The sequence below is a fragment of the Psychrobacter lutiphocae DSM 21542 genome, assembly GCF_000382145.1.
Classification (GTDB): Bacteria; Pseudomonadota; Gammaproteobacteria; order Pseudomonadales; family Moraxellaceae; genus Psychrobacter; species Psychrobacter lutiphocae.
The window spans coordinates 25,870-43,993 of record NZ_KB907639.1 but is presented as its reverse complement, the minus strand read 5'-3'; the positions used below and the strand labels follow the sequence as shown (position 1 = coordinate 43,993).

Below are 18,124 nucleotides of genomic sequence, written 5' to 3'. Positions count from 1 at the left end.
CAACATCAAAGAACTACAACTAAGGACAACCATGACTACCCCACCTTCTATCCCCCTATCTCCAACAAGCGTTCACACCACTGACCATACTAAGACGAACATGCTGATCACCTCAAAAAAACGGTTTGGCTTGATTATTGCCAGTTGCGCTCTCGTAGCTACTGGTTGCCAAACCACACAACAGATGAATGCTGGTACCAGTAGCACCGTAGTTGCGCCTAAAGATACTGCCTACCCTGAGTTATTACAAGCCTTTAATATCCGTGGCAAAATTGGTGTCACCACTCCGCAGACAGAAAGCACCAGAGCTCAGTCTGGCAGCGCATTTTATGTCTGGGCGCAACAAGATGACCGCTTTGCCATCGATATCACAGGTGCCTTAGGTATTGGTCATACTGTTATCGAATACAACGGTGAAACCGCTACCTTAGTGAGTGAGCGTACTGGTGAAATTAGCGCCAGCTCACCAGAAGCACTACTACAACAAGCCACAGGCTGGCAAGCACCTATCTCTCAACTACGCTATTGGATTTCTGGGCGCCCAGCACCTTCAGATATCAATAGTCAGTTAGATCTAAACGGACGACTCAGCAGCAGCCAAAATAATGACTGGACAGCCAACTTTGATTACCCAAATACTACTTCTAGTCAGCGCCCCAGTCGAATCAAAGTAGTGCGCCACGATGGTCACAGAGTCACCATGACCATTGAGCATGCCAAATAAACATACCATGATAGATAGATAGATAGCTACCCAAACTAACTAACTATCCATCTATCCACCTATCTATCTGCATATAATGATATCTGCTATGACACCAATCACCAGATTAAGCTTATTTTCACCAGCCAAAATCAACCTATTTTTGCATATTATTGGTAAACGTGATGATGGATATCACAACCTACAAACCGTATTTCGCTTATTAGATTGGGGCGATCAGCTCACATTTTCTACCTTAGAGCAGAGCTTTGATCTACATCAAGCCAGGGATCCTGCCAAGACACCAATTCGCTTAACCAGCAACCTTACTATTACCAACAATCTGGCAGATAACTTAATTACAAAAGCTGCAATAGCACTGTTAGACGAGTTAAAGACCAATCTAGCTATGCCTGACACATTACCAAAACGCTTACCGATAATTGATATCAAATTACACAAGAAAATCCCCACTGGCGCAGGATTAGGTGGTGGCTCATCAAATGCGGCGACCACCCTAATTGCACTCAATCAGTTGTGGACACAAGCTTTAGATTGCACACCACTTAAGCAAGCAGAACTCATCAAAATTGGCGCAACTGTGGGTGCCGATGTGCCGATTTTTGTATTTGCGCAAGATGCCATTGCTGAAGGCATTGGCGACAAGCTCACTGCCATCAAGTTACCAGCGCAGCACTTTTTATTGCTACATCCTCAAGCGCACGCCTCTACCCAAAACTTATTTCAACATCCAAATTTGCGCCGTGATATGCCCGCTTTACCTCTATCTATCATTAAAGAGAACCAAGCCGACTATTTAAACCAACTGCGCCCACCTTATTGCAATGTATTTGAAGCTGTAATGACAGATTTAGTACCTGAGGTCTGCGAGGCATTAAGCTATCTTCAGCGTATAGAAGTACTGACAAGTTGTAGCGCACGCATGACTGGCACTGGCAGTTGTGTTTATTTACCAATAAAGACCACTCAGCTAGATACGGTGACACAATATCTAGAGCAAAATCCACCACCCTGTGATTATGTGCTTTGTCAGTCGCTACAAGCCGCAGCTCAAACAATTTAGATAATTTAGACAATTTAGACAATTTAGACAATTTAGATAATTAAGACAATTAAGACAATTAAGACAATTTAGATAAAAACACGCAAAGCAGGCGCAAAATACGCCTAAAATAAATTACTTTGCAATTATTACTGAAAAACGGTTGCATTAATAGAAATACTCTGTATAATAACTCGCCCATATAGGGGTATAGCCAAGTTGGTAAGGCATCAGGTTTTGATCCTGACATCCGTTGGTTCGAGTCCAGCTACCCCTGCCATATTCGTCATAAGTTCAGATGTTTCAATATACAAAATAAAACAGCCGAACTTGTTGACACACATGGTTAATTTTCGGTATAGTTCGCCACGAACGCAACCAAGAAAATAGCCAGCAAAAAATTATCAAGATATTAGCAAGCCTATTATTAATATTTTGGTAGCAAATCATCAAAAGAGATGCTAGATTAATATCAGCATGCTGCATCTTGATAAAGTTAGTCTAATACAGGGGTATAGCCAAGTTGGTAAGGCATCAGGTTTTGATCCTGACATCCGTTGGTTCGAGTCCAGCTACCCCTGCCATTTTCTTCTAGACGTTCAATTTTCTTCTTTATTTTTGCAGTCTCTACTGCTCCTTCTTATTATTAAGTCAAATAAATAGGACTTGAGCCATGCCATATCTGGCGATTTTTACGGGTAATGCCCACCCTGAACTGGCAAAAACTGTTGCAGATCACCTTCACATTCCTCTTGGCCGTGCTGATGTCACGCGCTTCTCTGATGGCGAAATTGCTGTTGAAATTAAAGAGCATGTGCGTGGTAAAGACGTCTTCATTCTACAACCTACCTGCGCTCCAACTAACGACAACTTGATGGAAATTATGGTGATGGCTGATGCATTGCGCCGTTCTAGTGCTGGTCGCATCACCGCAGTCATGCCGTACTTTGGCTATGCCCGTCAAGATCGTCGCCCACGCTCCGCACGGGTGCCTATCTCTGCCAAAGTAGTTGCAGATATGTTAAACATCGTCAGCATTGACCGTGTTATGACTGTTGATTTGCACTCAGACCAAATCCAAGGCTTTTTCGATATCCCAGTAGATAATATCTACGGCACGCCTGTCTTGCTAAAAGATTTGCAAAAGCAGGGTTATGAGGATCTTATGGTCGTCTCACCTGATGTAGGCGGTGTGGTTCGTGCACGTGCTATGGCAAAAGAGCTAGGCGACACTGAATTGGCAATTATTGACAAACGCCGTGCGCGTGCCAATGAGTCACAAGTGATGCACATTATCGGTGATGTCAAAGACCGCGACTGTGTCATTGTGGATGATATGGTCGATACCGCAGGCACCTTGTGCAAAGCTGCTCAAGCACTAAAGGATAATGGTGCACGTCGTGTTTTAGGTTATATTACCCACCCTGTATCATCAGGTAAAGCGTTAGACAACATTAGCAGCTCAGTACTTGATGAGCTGGTTGTAACCGACACCATTCCATTATCTGAAGAAGCAAAAGCTTGCGAAAAAATCCGTCAGGTAACCATTGCACCGTTATTGGCAGAAAGCTTACGCCGCATTAATAACGAAGAGTCTATTAGTGCGATGTTTGAGTCTATTAATACTTAATACTCTTTCGGTAAGCCCTAACAAAACTAGACCTAGCCAAACATTTCTTAAATACTAAGTCTAGGGCGTATCTTCATTTTTTAGCCTTAACCCATTTAAATGTCATTGAACGAATTGAAGACACGCCCTAGTACCTATGAATCTTGCCAACTGTTTTAAAAAACCGCTCCTATTTTAGTGAGCGGTTTTTTACTGGATTTTATATGTTCATCAGCGTATAATACGCCTTTTCTGCGTCTTGCTAGGACTGGCGACCATTCTGTCCTGTCCTATTAACAGCATTTTACACGCTGCTATTTGTGAAAAGCTATGATGCTAACCGACGAGTAGAATACAGATTGACAGCAGAAAAAACTCAAAGATGTTGCCTTAACTATGTTGGTCGCAAGCATGGTTAATACACATCATCCAACCCAATTATTTAAGCAAGGATACTCTTATGAGTAATGAACTATATACGGTAAACGGTATCGTCCGTACCGAAGATCAGCAGGGCAAAGGTGCGAGCCGCCGCCTGCGTAAGCAAAACTTAGTACCAGCCATTATCTATGGTGGTAACGAAGAACCAACAGCGATCTCAATCAAAGACAATGAGTTGCGCAAATTACTTGAGAACGAAGCGTTCTTCTCAAACATTCTAACCATTGAGCTAGATGGCGAAGATCATCTGGCCGTTATTAAAGACTTACAGCGCCATCCTTCAAAAGGCTTCCCAATGCATGCTGACTTCCAGCGCATTGTAAAAGGTCAGAAGATCAACATGCAGATTCCAATCCACTTCACTGGTCGCGAAGATGCGCCTGGTCTGAAAGCTGGTGGTATCCTATCTACACTAGTGACTGACATTGAAATCGTATGTCTTCCACAAGATCTACCAGAGTACCTAGAAGTTGACGTATCTGAGCTAGAAATTGGTGAGTCACTACACTTAACAGACATCAAACTTCCAGAAGGCGTTATCATCTTCGAACTTGACGTTGATGAGCCAGTGGACCGCACTGTTGTTAACATGCAGGCACCAACTGTTGAAGAGGTTGACGAAGATACTGAAGTAGAAGTTGATGCAGCTGACGTTCCAGCCAGCTCTCAAGGTGATGAAGAAGACAAAGGCGAATAATTTTTGGCGTATCAATTGTTGGCGTATCTTAGTAAGCGCACCTAAGCAAGGTTAAATTAGACCACTCTTTCTATCTTGCTTAGAAAATAAGTAGCTACTATTTGTAATATCGTCAATATTTATAGGCTTCTGTCTTACCATTAATTGTTTTAAAATAATTTGTTTTTAAAATAATCTATTTTTAAAGTAAAGTGAGATCGCTATGTCCCAACTTAAACTTATTGTTGGGCTTGGCAACCCAGGCCAGCAGTATGCAGAAACTAGGCATAATGCTGGCTTTTGGTTTGTGGCCCTGATTGCTGACCGCTTCAATATTGAGCTGGCAGCTGATAAAAAATTTCATGGTTTAACTGGTCGTGGTCGTATCTATGATACCGATGTGCGTCTATTATTGCCGATGACTTTTATGAATAAATCAGGTCAGTCTGTCGTCCCTATGGTCAACTACTATGGAATTAAGCCCAATGAGCTGTTAATCGCTCATGATGAGCTTGATATTCCTGCTGGCAGTATTAAGTTAAAAACAGGCGGTGGTCATGGTGGTCATAACGGTCTTCGTGATATTACCCCACATCTTGGCAATGATTTTCATCGTCTGCGCATTGGCATTGGTCATCCCGGCCATAAGTCCAAAGTTAGCGGTCATGTCCTCTCTAAGCCATCCCCTGATGATCAAGTCGCTATTGAGGCTGCGTTAGATGCAGCCATGGATGCACTCCCTTTGCTGGTTTCTGGTGAGTTTGAAAAAGCACGCACCCAAATTAATGGGTTTAAGCTGTCTTCAAACTAATACCTCAAGCACAAGTCAAAACACAAGCCCGCCAGCAAACCTCATATTTACGCACAAACAGCGTGCAAAAAAACTTCAGCATCTGACTCTAAATATGGGTATAATTTGCAGTTAAGTTTTTTTATGCATTGCTGCATATTATAGTTAGAGTCTATTATTTCAAGGAACCCTCTATGTTATTGACCTTATTAAAAGGCAAAATACACCGTGCCCGTGTCACCCATGCAGACCTTCACTATGAAGGCTCATGCGGTATAGATGGTAACTTATTAGAGTTGTCCGGGATTCGTGAAAATGAATCGATTGATATTTATAATGTCACCAATGGCAAGCGCTTTCGTACCTATGCAATTCGAGCTGAAGCAGGCTCAGGCATTATCTCCTTAAATGGTGCTGCCGCTCATATGGCAGATTTAGGTGATATCGTCATTATCTGTGCCTATGCACAAATGGATGATAACGAAGCAGACAACCATAAGCCCAGGCTGGTCTATTGCAATGAAGACAATACAGTAAAAGATACCGCCAACGTCATCCCAGTGCAAGTGTCTTAGTTGTTGATGCAAATAGTAGTTATTGATGCAAATAGTGGTTATTGCACATACCTAGTTATTTAAGTAAAAAAAACGTCTTTAAGTTAACAACTCTTAAGTAAGTATTAAATATATTGTTATAAATAAAATGAATACTAAGCGCTAAGTGATTGTATTACTTAGCGCTTTTTTAAATGACTTTAAATGAATAGTTGGAGAAGTTTATGGCACTAGCACTATTTGCGGTCATTGTTGGCCTAATCATATTAGTATGGAGTGCTGATGCCTTTATTGATGGTGCTACCGATTTGGCCATCCGCTTTAATATGCCAAGTTTTTTAATCGGAGTTGTCATCTTAGGGGTTGGTACTTCTGCTCCAGAGATGGTGGTCTCCGCCCTAGCCGCCCTATCAGGCAGCCCTGGCCTAGCGCTGGGAAATGCGTATGGCTCCAATATCATTAACATCACCTTGGTGCTGGGAGTTACCGCCTTGATCAGCCCAGTATTGATTCGCAGTGATGTGGTACGCTATGACTTAGTGTTACTGCTGCTGGTGACCGCTTTGGCGGCTTTTCAACTGGTCGATGGCAGCTTAAGCCTAGTTGATGGCGTTGTCCTCATGATAGCTTTGATTAGCGTATTGTTAATTCAAATCTATTTAAGCTTACGTCATCACACCGATGCCGAAATAGATCCAGAAAAAAAGGTCAATACCCTCAAAGCGGTCATTGGCATTGTTGTTGGTTTGGGATTGTTAATTGGTAGCTCGCAAGCGATTGTGTGGGGTGCTGTTAAGCTTGCCACCTTCTTGGGCATGAGTGAGTTGGTTATTGGGTTAACCATTGTCGCCGTAGGGACATCATTGCCTGAGCTGGTCGCCAGTGTTACCGCTGCCAGACGTGGTGAGCACGATATGGCACTGGGTAATGTGATTGGCTCCAACTTATTTAACACCTTGGGTGTGGTAGGACTGGCGGCCATCATTCATCCCATGGATAACATTGAGCCACAAGTGCTATCACGTGATATGCTGATGGTCGGCATTGCCACTGTGTTGCTATTTGTGTTGGCCATTATCGCCTTTAAGCGTCAAGGCGTCATGAAGCAGGCCAGTGGCTTAGTACTGTTATTAGCCTTTATTGGATACTCAGTATGGCTTGGCCTGACATCACTTTAAGCGTTAACTTGGCGCTGATCGTTTACCTTAGCGCGAAGCATTTAACTAAAACTTATAACCCAGCTTCATACCCACCGCATAGCCAGTGCCATCTTTAAATTTGGCAATGGCTCGCTGTGATAAGGTATCTTCGATGGGTAGCTTTGAATACGCCAAACCGCCATCAAACCATATGTACTGAGCACCAGCAGAGACATTGAAGTTATTGGTGACATCATAACTACCGCCTAATGCCACTGTCTTAAATGCATCGTATGGGCCAAGCAAGCTTAGTGGTTCGCCTGTACCTGAGTCATAACCTACCCGTATCTCACCAGAGAACTTAGGAGTAAACTGCTTACCCAAAGCAACCTCGACCGAATAAGCATCTTTCCCATATTCTGCCAATGGCTCACCGACCACTTGTGTAATTGCATGTGGCGTTATCTCAAACTTACTCCACTCTACCCAACGTGCATTGAGCATTCCCAAAAGTTGATATTTCTCACTAAGTCCAGTTTGAAAATCAAAGTTAACTGATTGTGGGGTTTTAAGGCTAAGTTTTGTTGGGCCAAACGTCACTTCTGGCAATGCTAATGCCTGCTTAATACCGCTTGGAATGTGGTTATAATCTGTTGGTGCTGTTGGATTCAAAAGACCATTATTAACCAATAAGCTTTCTGACGCTTTAAGACTGTGTCGGCCTTCCCCACGCCAAGTGAGGGCTGCTCTTAGCATGATACGGGGGACTTCATAAGCAAAGCCCACCACAGGGATATAAGTATGACTTTTGCCTGACGTTTTTAAGTCATAATAAATAGGATCCTCGTCAAATTTTTGTGCTAGGGTCAAAAATCCTTCTGCTTGTTGATACTCAAGCCCGCCATAGACCCAAACATTGTTGTGTATCTTACCACCACCCAGTAAAGTTAAGCCTCTGGTATCCACTCGTGCTTCCGTAGTACCCATCGCGTTATTAAACTCACTACCAGTAGTGTACAGTGTATCGACTCCAAACGGCTCATCATATATCAAAGCCAACGCCGTATCTTCGGTAGGTGCTACCTTAATTGCGGCACCAAAAATATTAAAATCATCCATCATATCGCGAATTTTGTTATTCTGAGCTGAACCCAAACCGCCTGTCACATCGTGCCCTTCAATTTTGGGATCAACATAGGCATAGGTTAACTCGGCATAATTGCCGTCTTCAAAAATAGGTAGAATAGATTGTTTGGTATATTCAAGACCAGCAGCGTGTGCAGGAGTGGTGGCAAAGATAGTAGCAATTATGCTTGTGGCCATTGCTGTGTGTCGCATTGGGCATAGTAGCTTTTTACTCATGACAATTCCTTTTGTCAGTTAACAATCTTTTATCTTACTGACTTGTTTGCTAAATGTAAATTATTATTTCAAGCTTCTTAAAACAAAATAAAAAAGAGCGCTTAAGTTAATAAGCACTCTTTTTTACAGTTAATATCAGTCTTTTGTTTATAGTAATGTTTTTAAAGCTTAGTTTTTAAAGCTTAGCGGCCAGCTCTGCCCCATCACGTATTGCACGTTTTGCATCCAACTCAGCAGCCAGCTTAGCACCACCAATGATGTGGTATTGGGTCTTCGCTTTTGCGCCGCCTTTAGCTTTGCCATCTTTAACTTTGCCATCTGTCACCGCTGGCATCAGCTCATTAACTGACTCTTGACCAGCACAAACAACAATAGTATCAACACGCAATAGCTGGCTATGACCTTGTGGTGTGGTAATCCATAGCCCTTCATTGGTCACCTTATCATAAGTAACCCCTGGCATCTGCATCACGCCGTGTGACTTAATATGAGCACGATGCACCCAGCCTGTGGTTTTATTTAAACCCTTACCCAAGCGGCCAGAACGACGCTGTAATAAATATACTTGACGGGCTGGTTTGATTTTTTCAGGCTGGGTTAAGCCACCATCTGTTTGATACTCCACATCCGTGTTCACCCCCCACTCTTGCATCCACTCTTCAATACCTTGTGGCTCTGGACGATAGCTTGGATCTTTTAGGGTCTCAGGACCAAGCTCATGTAACGGTTGACCGTGACGTGCGGTCAAATATTCGCTAACATCAAAACCAATACCACCAGCGCCAATTACCGCCACTGTATCACCCACTTCTTTTTCACCCGATAGCAGCTCAGCATAGTTAATAACTTTTGGATTATCTGCACCTTCAAGCTTACCAATCAAGCTGCGTGGCACTACCCCAGTGGCCACAATCACATGATCATAATTACCTTCATCCAGCATCTCTTTGGTAACCTTGGTGTTAAGCTTGATCTCAACCTTATTGTGATTAAGCTCATTTAAGAAATAGCGGGTGGTCTCAAAAAACTCCTCCTTACCAGGAATCACTTTAGCATAGTTAAACTGACCACCTAAAATATCTTTTTCTTCAAATAAAGTGACTTTATGACCACGTTTTGCAGCAACAGTTGCCGCTGACATACCAGCGACACCACCACCGACTATTGCAATATTTTTTGGCTTTTTGGTAGGCTCATATACCAGTTCAGTCTCATAACAAGCTTGTGGGTTTACTAGGCAGGTTGAACGCTTGTTTTCAAAAGTATGATCGAGACAGGCTTGGTTACACGCAATACAGGTGTTAATAAGATTTGTTTGACCATTGCGCGCTTTATTAACCCAAGCTGGATCTGCTAAAAATGGACGTGCCATTTGAATCAAATCAGCCTTGCCAGAAGCCAATACCTGCTCAGCAGTCTCAGGCATATTAATGCGGTTGGCTGCCATTACTGGAATTGACACGTGCTTTTTGACCTCAGCGGTATAATCAGCAAAAGCTGCACGTGGTACACTAGTCACAATAGTTGGTACACGTGCTTCGTGCCAGCCAATACCAGTATTAATAATGCTAACACCTGCCTCTTCTAATGCCTTAGCTACCGTAATCACTTCATCCATGACGTTACCATCTTGCACTAGATCAATTACCGACAGGCGGAATAAGATAATAAAGTCGCTACCGACAGCTTGACGGATAGCCTGTACTACCTCGATGGCAAACTTCATGCGCCCATGAATATCACCACCATATTCGTCCTTGCGCTGGTTGACATGACGTGACATAAACTGATTGAGCAAATAGCCTTCTGAGCCCATCACCTCAACACCATCATAGCCAGCTTGCTTGGCCAAGCTCGCTGCACGCGCATAATCTTCAATGGTACGCTTAATATTTCTGATACTCATTTGGCGAGGTTTGAAGGGTGAGATGGGGGATTTAATCGGGCTAGCCGATACCACAAATGGATGATAGCCATAGCGACCACTATGCAAGATTTGCATGATAATTTTGCTATCATAACGATGTGCAGCACGAGTGACACGTTGATGGTTGATAACGTCTGCCTTGGTATTCATCGTGCCACCAGCAGGTAATAGCCAACCTTCACGGTTTGGTGAGATACCACCTGTAATCATCATAGCAACCCCACCTTTTGCACGCTCTGCAAAATAGGCGGCCAATTTGCCATAATTATAAAAGCGGTCTTCAAGTCCAGTGTGCATTGACCCCATTACTATCCTATTTTTTAAGCTGGTATGACCTAAATCTAATGGCTCAAAAATATGGGGGTAGCTGATACTGGTAGTTGTCAGTTGATTGTCTGATTTATCTAACGGCTGGCTACTTTGTGGCTGGCTGTTTTTTATCTGATCAGCGTTTTTTTCCTGACACTCTTTCGAGTTTAGGTTAAAGGTAGCGGCGACTGCCATAAAAGATATCCTTATATAAATATAGATGAAAAAAAGATCAAAATAGAAAGCAAAAGATATAAAAACGAAAAAACATATCCAATTTAGATAAGCAACGTTACCATAATTTAGAGGCTGTATTATATATTTTGTGCTGCTGTATCACTTATTGAATGGATTATTGAACCGTTTATTGCTATGACTACACAGTGATGATCTTGACTTATATCCTTACCATAATAGCATTTTTAAAAAAAGGTAGTTGACCCTAGGATTTAAGTTAACATATACTCACTAACCATAGTTATAAGTTACTCATTTTGGCTCAAAACCTTAATTGACCTAGTTAAGTTAAACAATTAAATCAGGGTCTATTGAATATTTGTCTTCCTAGAAAAAATTAGCCTCTTTTTACACGAAAATGATATTATCTGCGTTATTTTCCCAGTCTGACTGCGATTTATCTTATTTTTATCACCATTTTCAAAATGAAGACACGCCCTAATATGCTTATCATAATCCTATTATGCTAATGCATGCAAAGAATATGCAATGACCGCTTAGACATTAACTTAAACCAGAGTAGAAGCTATATAGAATTGATGCATAAACTGCAATCTGGTTGATAATTTAACTGCTATCTCTCTCACTTTTGATAAAGGACTATCATATGACCGACTATAATAGCGGCTTGGACAAAACCGAAGCCAACCATCAGCCACTAACGCCTATTCAATTTATCGCACGTGCTGCTTTTGTTTATCCCAACAAAACATCTATCATTTATGATAACTTACAGCACACCCCCATTACCTACACTTGGTCACAGACTTATGCCCGCTGTCGTCAACTGGCACATGGCCTACGCAAGCTTGGTATTGCCAAAGATGATACGGTTGCTATCATGGCTCCCAATACCCCAGCTATGGTCGAAGCCGCCTTTGGCATACCCATGTCACAAGGCGTGCTCTGTACACTAAATACACGACTCGATATCAATGCCATCACCTTTTGTTTGCAACACTCAGAAGCTAAAGTACTGATTATGGACAGTGAATTTGCACATCATGTGGACTTGATTCAAGAAGCCTTCCCAAAACTAATCATCATCCATTCAACAGATATGGCGCTGGCCAACGTACCTGCCTTTGGCAAAATGAGCTATGAGGAGTTAGTAGAGCTTGGTCAATTTGACAGCACCGAAGATGAGCAAGCTTTTGACCGTACAGTTTATCCTGATGATGAGTGGGAGGCTATCTCTTTAAACTATACTTCAGGTACTACTGGACGACCCAAAGGCGTGGTTTATCACCACCGCGGAGCTGCTTTAAATGCCATTGCAAATATTTTAGATTGGGATATGCCTAAACATAATACCTACCTATGGACCTTACCTTTATTTCACTGTAATGGTTGGTGTTTTCCTTGGACTATCGCTGAACGTGCTGGTATCAATGTCTGCCTACGTCAAATTGATGCTGATTTAATCTTAAAGCTGATTGCCAAATATCAAATTACCCATTACTGTGCAGCACCTATCGTACACAATATGATTGCGGCTGGTGATGAACAGCTAAAGCAAGCCATTGACCATAGTGTTAAAGCCTTTGTTGCTGGTGCGCCACCATCTGAAGCAATGCTAGAAAAAATGGAGGCAATGAACTTTAACATCACCCATGTTTATGGATTGACCGAAGTCTATGGCCCTGTAACCATTTGTGCTGAGCATGACGAATGGCAACAACTGTCGGTCTCTGAGCGTGCCAGTAAAAAGTCGCGTCAAGGTGTAGTATCGCACCTTATGACTGGTTTTGAAGTATTTAAGACTGGTACCACTGAGCCAGTTGCTGCTGATGGTGAGGAGATGGGCGAACTGGCACTAAAAGGCAATATGGTGATGAAGGGGTATTTAAAAAGCCCAAAGGTGACACAGGATGCCTTCGCTGGTGGCTGGTTCCGTACTGGTGACTTGGGAGTTAAATATCCAGACGGCTATATTAAAGTCATGGATAGATTAAAAGACATTATCATCTCAGGAGGTGAAAACATCTCAAGTATTGAGATTGAAAATGTCTTATATCGTATGCCTGAAGTCGCAAGCTGTGGTGTAGTCGCAGCTTCCAATGAAAAGTGGGGTGAGGTACCAGTCGCCTTTATTGAAATTGCTGATGGCGCTACCTTAACTCGTGATCAAGTCATAGATCATTGCCGTCAACACTTAGCTAGATTTAAGGTACCAAAGCACATTATCTTTGCTGAACTACCCAAGACCAGTACAGGTAAAATTCAAAAGTTTGAGTTACGTCATGCAGCTCAATCTATGGCGATAGAAGAACCAAAAGTTAAGCCTTAATATCTTAAATCTACTACAAACTCAAACGACTAAAGTAAAGTTAAGGTAAACGTAAAAACATCACCATAAAAAAAGCCAACTTACTCAATAAGTTGGCTTTTTAGTTTTTGGTTTTTAAGACTACCTAGGCCGTATCTTCAATAAGATTATGAAGCCAAAAATGAGATAGACTTTTGCCAAACCAGGATAAATTTGCAGATAATATCAATGCAAGGCTGTTATTTTGCTGGCTGCACTTTATCTAATACTGCTTTAAAGCGATTTACTGCGCCATCAATATCTGTCAGCTTATCCAAACCAAACAGACCTAAGCGGAAAGTTTTAAAGCTATCTGGCTCACCCACTTGTAGGGGTACACCAGAAGCAATTTGCATGCCGTGCTCAGCAAAAGCACTGCCTTTGTGCATACCCTCATCTTCGGTATAGCAGACCACCACACCTGGGGCTTGATAACCTTCAGCGGCAACACTTTGAATACCACGATCTTCTAACAAGTCACGGATTCGGTTGCCCAGCTCCCACTGTGCTGCTTTTAATTCATCAAAGCCAATACCTTTGGCTTCAAGCATCACATCACGGAACATACGTAAGCTGTCGGTTGGCATGGTCGCATGATAGGCATGACCACCATTTTCATAAGCACGCATGATGGTTAACCACTGTTTGAGATCTAAGCTAAAGCTATCTGATTCGGTGGCTTCAACTTGCGCCACGGCCGCCTCACTTAGCATGACCAGACCGGCACAAGGGGTGCTGCTCCAGCCTTTTTGTGGTGCAGACACCAACACATCAATGCCAAGCTGCTTCATATCAAGCCAGATACAACCTGACGCGATGCAGTCAATAACCAACAGACCGCCAATGCTATGCACCGCATCTGCCAGCTGTTTGATGTAGTCATCGGCTAAGATCATACCTGAAGCGGTTTCAACGTGTGGTGCAAATACGATTGCTGGCTTTTGCTCTTTAATGACAGCCACAGCGTCTTCAATAGCAACTGGTGCAAACGGCTTTGGCTGACCGTCTTCAGCCTCATCCTCTACTTGATGTGCTTTTAACGCACCAACGCTTTTGGCAATTTTGCCTTTTTCTAAAATCTGGGTCCAGCGATAGCTAAACCATCCGTTACGAATAACCAAACAGTCCTTGTCAGTGGCCAGTTGACGAGCAATAGCTTCCATTGCATAAGTTCCTGAGCCGGGCACAATGGCCACCGCATCGGCGGCATATACTTGTTTTAAATTGCTCGATAAGTCATTCATCACTTGTTGAAAGACCTTTGACATATGGTTTAGGGCACGGTCAGTATAAACAACGGAATACTCTAATAAGCCATCTGGATCGACATCTGAACGTAATGCTGGCATACCTACTCCTTAGTGTATGTGATATTAATATCTTGTGGGCACAACATAAAATTTAGTTAAAGCTAATTTTATTTAAAGCCAATTAAGTATAGCGTTAACCGAGTACAGAATACAATCATATCCCCTGACAAAAAAAACGACAACAAAAAAAACAGCCGTAAGCAAATGCTCAGGCTGTTTTATTATCATGTTTTACCAGTGATTTTCAAAATATGAATACTTTACTGCTAACCATCGGTCAAGCCAATAGCTTTAATCATCCATTTTTTGTTGGATGTAGTTTTCAATACCGATATCTTTAATTAAGTCCTGCTGTGTATCTAACCAGTCTAAGTAATCTTCATTACCATCTTTTAGACCTGTTAAAATTTCACGTGACACATAATCACGCTTTTGTTCACATAAGGTAATGGCTTCTGCAATAATTTGATATTTTTGCTGTTCTAAGCGCTCATCACACTCAAGAATTTCTGCCACATCTTCACCGATAAGTAACTTACCATAATCTTGTAAATTTGGTAAACCTTCTAACAGTAAAATACGCTCAATCAACTCATCTGCCCACTTCATCTCTTTAATGGACTGTTTATAAAAAACTTCATTGAGCTCTTGAATATCCCAGTTTTTGGCAATACGCGCATGCAAAAAGTACTGGTTAATCGCCACTAGGGTTTGACCCAATACTTTATTTAACGCACGAATGACTTCTTTATCACCCTGCATAATTTTCTCCTACTTAAATAGAGACCGCGTCAACAGCCCTATTGATTTCGTTAATATCTTACTGACTTTATAAATACTTAATGAGGCGATTTACGCTTTATTAAGCATCACTGTCATCGGATACTTCACCAATTTGGCTTTGTAGGTAGTTTGGCAAACCAACCATATCAATCAAGCGTAGCTGTTTTTCAAGCCAGTGTGCATGATCAACTTCTGTATCTTCTAGCTGTGCTACCAAGATATCGCGGGTTACATAGTCACGCTCTTCTTCACACAAAGCAATAGCATCTTTTAAATGCTTTTGAACTTTGTATTCAAGCTCTAAATCGAGTTGTAGCATTTCTGGTACTGTACTACCAATACTGATTGGATCTACTGTCATATCTGGCTTACCACCAATCATTAGCAGACGGCGGATAATTTGTTGTGCATGCATGGTTTCATCATGCATTTCGTGATGGATACGGTCATATAATTTACCGTAGTTCCACTCACCATACATCTCTGAATGGATAAAGTATTGGTCACGTGCACCAAGCTCGCCACCTAATAAGAAGTTTAAACAATCAATTACTTTTTGACTACCTTGCATGATATACACCTTAATCTAGTTAATAGTATGAATACGCTTTATATCATTTATTCCATACTCAGTTATTAGTTATAAGTACGGTAAAATATAAGCGTTTGACTTAAAAATAGGCGTGGGCTAGGGATTGAGCTCACCATTCAATAACACTAGTTTACTGCTTTATAAAAGAATATATAGCATAAAACAGCAATTTATTACGTACATAATAGCAAACTATCTTTGCTTATTCAGTTTCTTTTAGAACTGCGAATGAGGAGACTATCAGGAATGAGAAACAAACTTATTTGGTTGTATAATAAAATCAATAAGGGCAAAGCCTACATATTGAATAGACTTCACCGTTCCGAAAAACTTACCTAAATCCACTCACGTAGTTTTAGCGTTTTCTTCCTGCTTCATAGACGTTTGCCATTATGATTGCACGTAGGTATTACATCGTCTCCACAGGCTAATACGGTGGAACTCACCGCTTTTTTAACTCATTAGTGATGGGTTAAAACTTTGTCTGCATGATGCAGTATATTGATACTGGCATTGATATCCCTGTCATGAGCTTGCTGACAAGATGGACACTGCCACTGCCTAACTGATAGAGGCAACTCAGCCTTATCTAGCAAGTGACCGCAATTAGAGCATGTTTTAGAGGATGGATACCATCTATCTAACTCTTTGACGGTTTTACCGTATTGATTAGCCTTATAAACAAGCTGACGCTTAAACTCATAAAAACCTAAATCGCCAATAGCACGACTTAGCTTGCGATTTTGCATCATGCCTTTTGTGTTTAGGTTCTCAATCGCAATAACATCATACTCACTCACTAAACCAGTAGTAAGTTTATGTAGTGCGTCTTTGCGGATATTGCTGATTTGCAGGTGTAATCGTGATAGCTTGGCTTTCGCTTTAGCACGATTATTACTGCCTTTTTGTTTACGACTTAATTGGCGACTAAGCCTTTTAAGTTTTTTGATTTTTGTTTTAAGTGGCTTAGGTGCTTTGACTGTAATACCGTCTGACAAGCTAATTAAGTTGGTAATGCCTAAGTCTATCCCTGTCTGTTTACCTGTCTTTTTGGTAGCTGTCGTAATTTTTGCTATTTCAACAGCAATGGATACAAACCACCTACTACCTTTGCTAAAGACTTTTGCTGAGAGTATCTTGCCGTCAAAGCGCAGAGCTTCACGCATACGAACCTAACCTAAGTTAGGTATACGGATGTATTTATCTTTAACGCTAAACTGGTCGTTAGTAAGGCTGAATCTATCGTTAACGCCTTTTTTCCGATACTGAGGGTATCTGGCTTCACCTTTAAAGAAACGTTTATAGACATCACCTAGCTGCATAATAGCAAGCTGTGGGGCGCATTTTGTCACCTCAAGCATGAATAATGGCGTTTAATTGCTTGCGTAGCTTGCCTTGACTAGGTTTTAGTAGTTTGCTGTCATCAACGTCAATACCAATGATACGACAAGCATCACGATAGGCTTTATCTTGAGTATATTGTTTTTGCCACTGGGCTAACGCCCAGTTATAGGCAAGACGAGCAATACCGCAAGCCTTGGCGAAATAAGTGGCTTGCTTGTTGTTTGGATTAAGCTCAATAACCTGCCCTCGTATCATTCTAAACTCGCCTTAACTGCTTCAATGAGTTTTTTGTTCTTCTTGCTACGTGAGCCATAAAGCCTTGCCGAAAATACGGTTATAATCTCAAGTACATCTTGCGCCAATTCTTCTTCAAACGATAAGTTCTCACCTTGATTGATAATAACGACTTCAACCTGACGAGCTTCACATAAAGCAAATACAAGCTCCGCACCAAAGCGCAGTAACCTGTCTTTATGAGTTAGCACCAGCCTATCTATTTTGTTATCTAAGATATCATCAAGTAAGCGCTTTAGCCCTTTTTTATGGTAATTCATGCCACTGCCTAAGTCGCTTATAACCTCGAATGACCAGCCTTGAGCAGAGCAATACAGCTCAAGCATTTCAATTTGACGTTGTAAGTCTAATTTTTGCTCATGACTTGAAACACGTGCATAAGCAATGGTTTTGCGTTGTTGCTCCGCTTTGTTACGAATCAGGTTTGGATTTATTTTAGATAAGTCGTATCTGCGATGACCTTTTGGAGTTCTTTGAGCGACAAGCATTCCCGCCTCATCCCATCTTCGCAGGGTTGAAACAGAAACGCCTAATTGGTTAGCTGCTTGTTTTATGCTTAATAATTCATAGTGAGTGATTGTAAATAGATTTAGATAGGTTTGTCGTTACTGTTTGCAACCCTTACTTACTTGTTTAAACTTAGTTATGTTGTTTAGGCTTAGTGATTAGTATAACGCTTGGAT

At 41.7% G+C, this 18,124-nt stretch carries 17 protein-coding genes and 2 tRNA genes; 10 read left to right on the top strand and 9 right to left on the bottom strand.

What is annotated here, in order from left to right:
* Positions 1 to 31: 31 nt before the first annotated feature.
* From lolB to H140_RS0107990, 9 genes are all read left to right on the top strand, one after another.
* On the top strand, positions 32 to 724 hold the full coding sequence (gene lolB / locus H140_RS0108030; protein WP_156819125.1) for a lipoprotein insertase outer membrane protein LolB: 693 nt from the start codon (positions 32 to 34) through the stop codon (positions 722 to 724).
* A gap of 88 nt (positions 725 to 812) precedes the next feature.
* Positions 813 to 1,787, top strand: coding sequence for a 4-(cytidine 5'-diphospho)-2-C-methyl-D-erythritol kinase (gene ispE, locus H140_RS0108025; RefSeq protein ID WP_019673144.1), 975 nt, complete (start codon positions 813 to 815; stop codon positions 1,785 to 1,787).
* Positions 1,788 to 1,970: 183 nt separating this feature from the next.
* A tRNA-Gln gene (locus H140_RS0108020) sits at positions 1,971 to 2,046 on the top strand.
* Between the two features lie 228 nt (positions 2,047 to 2,274).
* Positions 2,275 to 2,350 (top strand) — tRNA-Gln (locus tag H140_RS0108015).
* A gap of 89 nt (positions 2,351 to 2,439) precedes the next feature.
* Positions 2,440 to 3,396, top strand: a complete 957-nt coding sequence (locus H140_RS0108010) for a ribose-phosphate pyrophosphokinase (RefSeq protein ID WP_019673143.1) — start codon at positions 2,440 to 2,442, stop codon at positions 3,394 to 3,396.
* A 439-nt stretch (positions 3,397 to 3,835) separates the two neighbouring features.
* Positions 3,836 to 4,513 carry a 50S ribosomal protein L25/general stress protein Ctc gene (locus H140_RS0108005; protein WP_019673142.1) on the top strand — a complete coding sequence of 226 codons (678 nt, stop codon included), beginning with the start codon at positions 3,836 to 3,838 and terminating at the stop codon, positions 4,511 to 4,513.
* Positions 4,514 to 4,715: 202 nt separating this feature from the next.
* Entirely contained in the window at positions 4,716 to 5,303 is a 588-nt protein-coding gene (pth, locus tag H140_RS0108000; protein WP_019673141.1) for an aminoacyl-tRNA hydrolase, read from the top strand.
* Positions 5,304 to 5,476: 173 nt separating this feature from the next.
* On the top strand, positions 5,477 to 5,857 hold the full coding sequence (panD, locus tag H140_RS0107995; RefSeq protein WP_019673140.1) for an aspartate 1-decarboxylase: 381 nt from the start codon (positions 5,477 to 5,479) through the stop codon (positions 5,855 to 5,857).
* A 203-nt stretch (positions 5,858 to 6,060) separates the two neighbouring features.
* Positions 6,061 to 7,014 (top strand): calcium/sodium antiporter, encoded by a 954-nt coding sequence (locus H140_RS0107990; RefSeq protein ID WP_019673139.1) that lies wholly within the window; start codon positions 6,061 to 6,063, stop codon positions 7,012 to 7,014.
* A 45-nt stretch (positions 7,015 to 7,059) separates the two neighbouring features.
* On the opposite strand, the gene H140_RS0107985 is transcribed toward H140_RS0107990, so the two are convergent.
* Together H140_RS0107985 and H140_RS0107980 are read right to left on the bottom strand one after the other, a co-directional pair.
* Positions 7,060 to 8,337: an outer membrane protein transport protein gene (locus tag H140_RS0107985; RefSeq protein ID WP_019673138.1), complete on the bottom strand. Its 1,278-nt coding sequence runs from the start codon at positions 8,335 to 8,337 to the stop codon at positions 7,060 to 7,062.
* 175 nt (positions 8,338 to 8,512) lie between these two features.
* Positions 8,513 to 10,768, bottom strand: coding sequence for an FAD-dependent oxidoreductase (locus H140_RS0107980; protein WP_019673137.1), 2,256 nt, complete (start codon positions 10,766 to 10,768; stop codon positions 8,513 to 8,515).
* A gap of 649 nt (positions 10,769 to 11,417) precedes the next feature.
* On the opposite strand from H140_RS0107980, the gene H140_RS0107975 reads away from it, so the two are divergent.
* On the top strand, positions 11,418 to 13,100 hold the full coding sequence (locus H140_RS0107975; RefSeq protein ID WP_019673136.1) for an AMP-binding protein: 1,683 nt from the start codon (positions 11,418 to 11,420) through the stop codon (positions 13,098 to 13,100).
* A gap of 218 nt (positions 13,101 to 13,318) precedes the next feature.
* Here H140_RS0107975 and H140_RS0107970 read toward each other — a convergent pair whose 3' ends face one another.
* The 7 genes from H140_RS0107970 to H140_RS0107950 form a co-directional block, all read right to left on the bottom strand.
* On the bottom strand, positions 13,319 to 14,467 hold the full coding sequence (locus H140_RS0107970) for an aminotransferase class V-fold PLP-dependent enzyme (RefSeq protein ID WP_019673135.1): 1,149 nt from the start codon (positions 14,465 to 14,467) through the stop codon (positions 13,319 to 13,321).
* A gap of 252 nt (positions 14,468 to 14,719) precedes the next feature.
* Positions 14,720 to 15,190 carry a bacterioferritin gene (bfr, locus tag H140_RS0107965; RefSeq protein WP_019673134.1) on the bottom strand — a complete coding sequence of 157 codons (471 nt, stop codon included), beginning with the start codon at positions 15,188 to 15,190 and terminating at the stop codon, positions 14,720 to 14,722.
* 100 nt (positions 15,191 to 15,290) lie between these two features.
* Positions 15,291 to 15,782 (bottom strand): bacterioferritin, encoded by a 492-nt coding sequence (gene bfr, locus H140_RS0107960; protein WP_019673133.1) that lies wholly within the window; start codon positions 15,780 to 15,782, stop codon positions 15,291 to 15,293.
* 482 nt (positions 15,783 to 16,264) lie between these two features.
* A complete protein-coding gene (locus tag H140_RS16245; RefSeq protein ID WP_228127163.1) occupies positions 16,265 to 16,969 on the bottom strand; it encodes an RNA-guided endonuclease InsQ/TnpB family protein in 705 nt (234 codons plus the stop codon).
* A 6-nt stretch (positions 16,970 to 16,975) separates the two neighbouring features.
* Positions 16,976 to 17,164, bottom strand: a complete 189-nt coding sequence (locus H140_RS16240) for a hypothetical protein (RefSeq protein ID WP_227672882.1) — start codon at positions 17,162 to 17,164, stop codon at positions 16,976 to 16,978.
* A complete protein-coding gene (locus tag H140_RS16235) occupies positions 17,157 to 17,402 on the bottom strand; it encodes a helix-turn-helix domain-containing protein (protein WP_227672883.1) in 246 nt (81 codons plus the stop codon). The genes H140_RS16240 and H140_RS16235 overlap by 8 nt, the downstream gene beginning before the upstream one ends.
* The gene (locus H140_RS0107950; RefSeq protein ID WP_026348941.1) at positions 17,399 to 18,019 is read right to left on the bottom strand and encodes an IS607 family transposase; all 621 of its coding nucleotides are present in this window, start codon (positions 18,017 to 18,019) and stop codon (positions 17,399 to 17,401) included. Before H140_RS0107950 ends, H140_RS16235 begins: the two co-directional genes overlap by 4 nt.
* Positions 18,020 to 18,124: the final 105 nt, after the last annotated feature.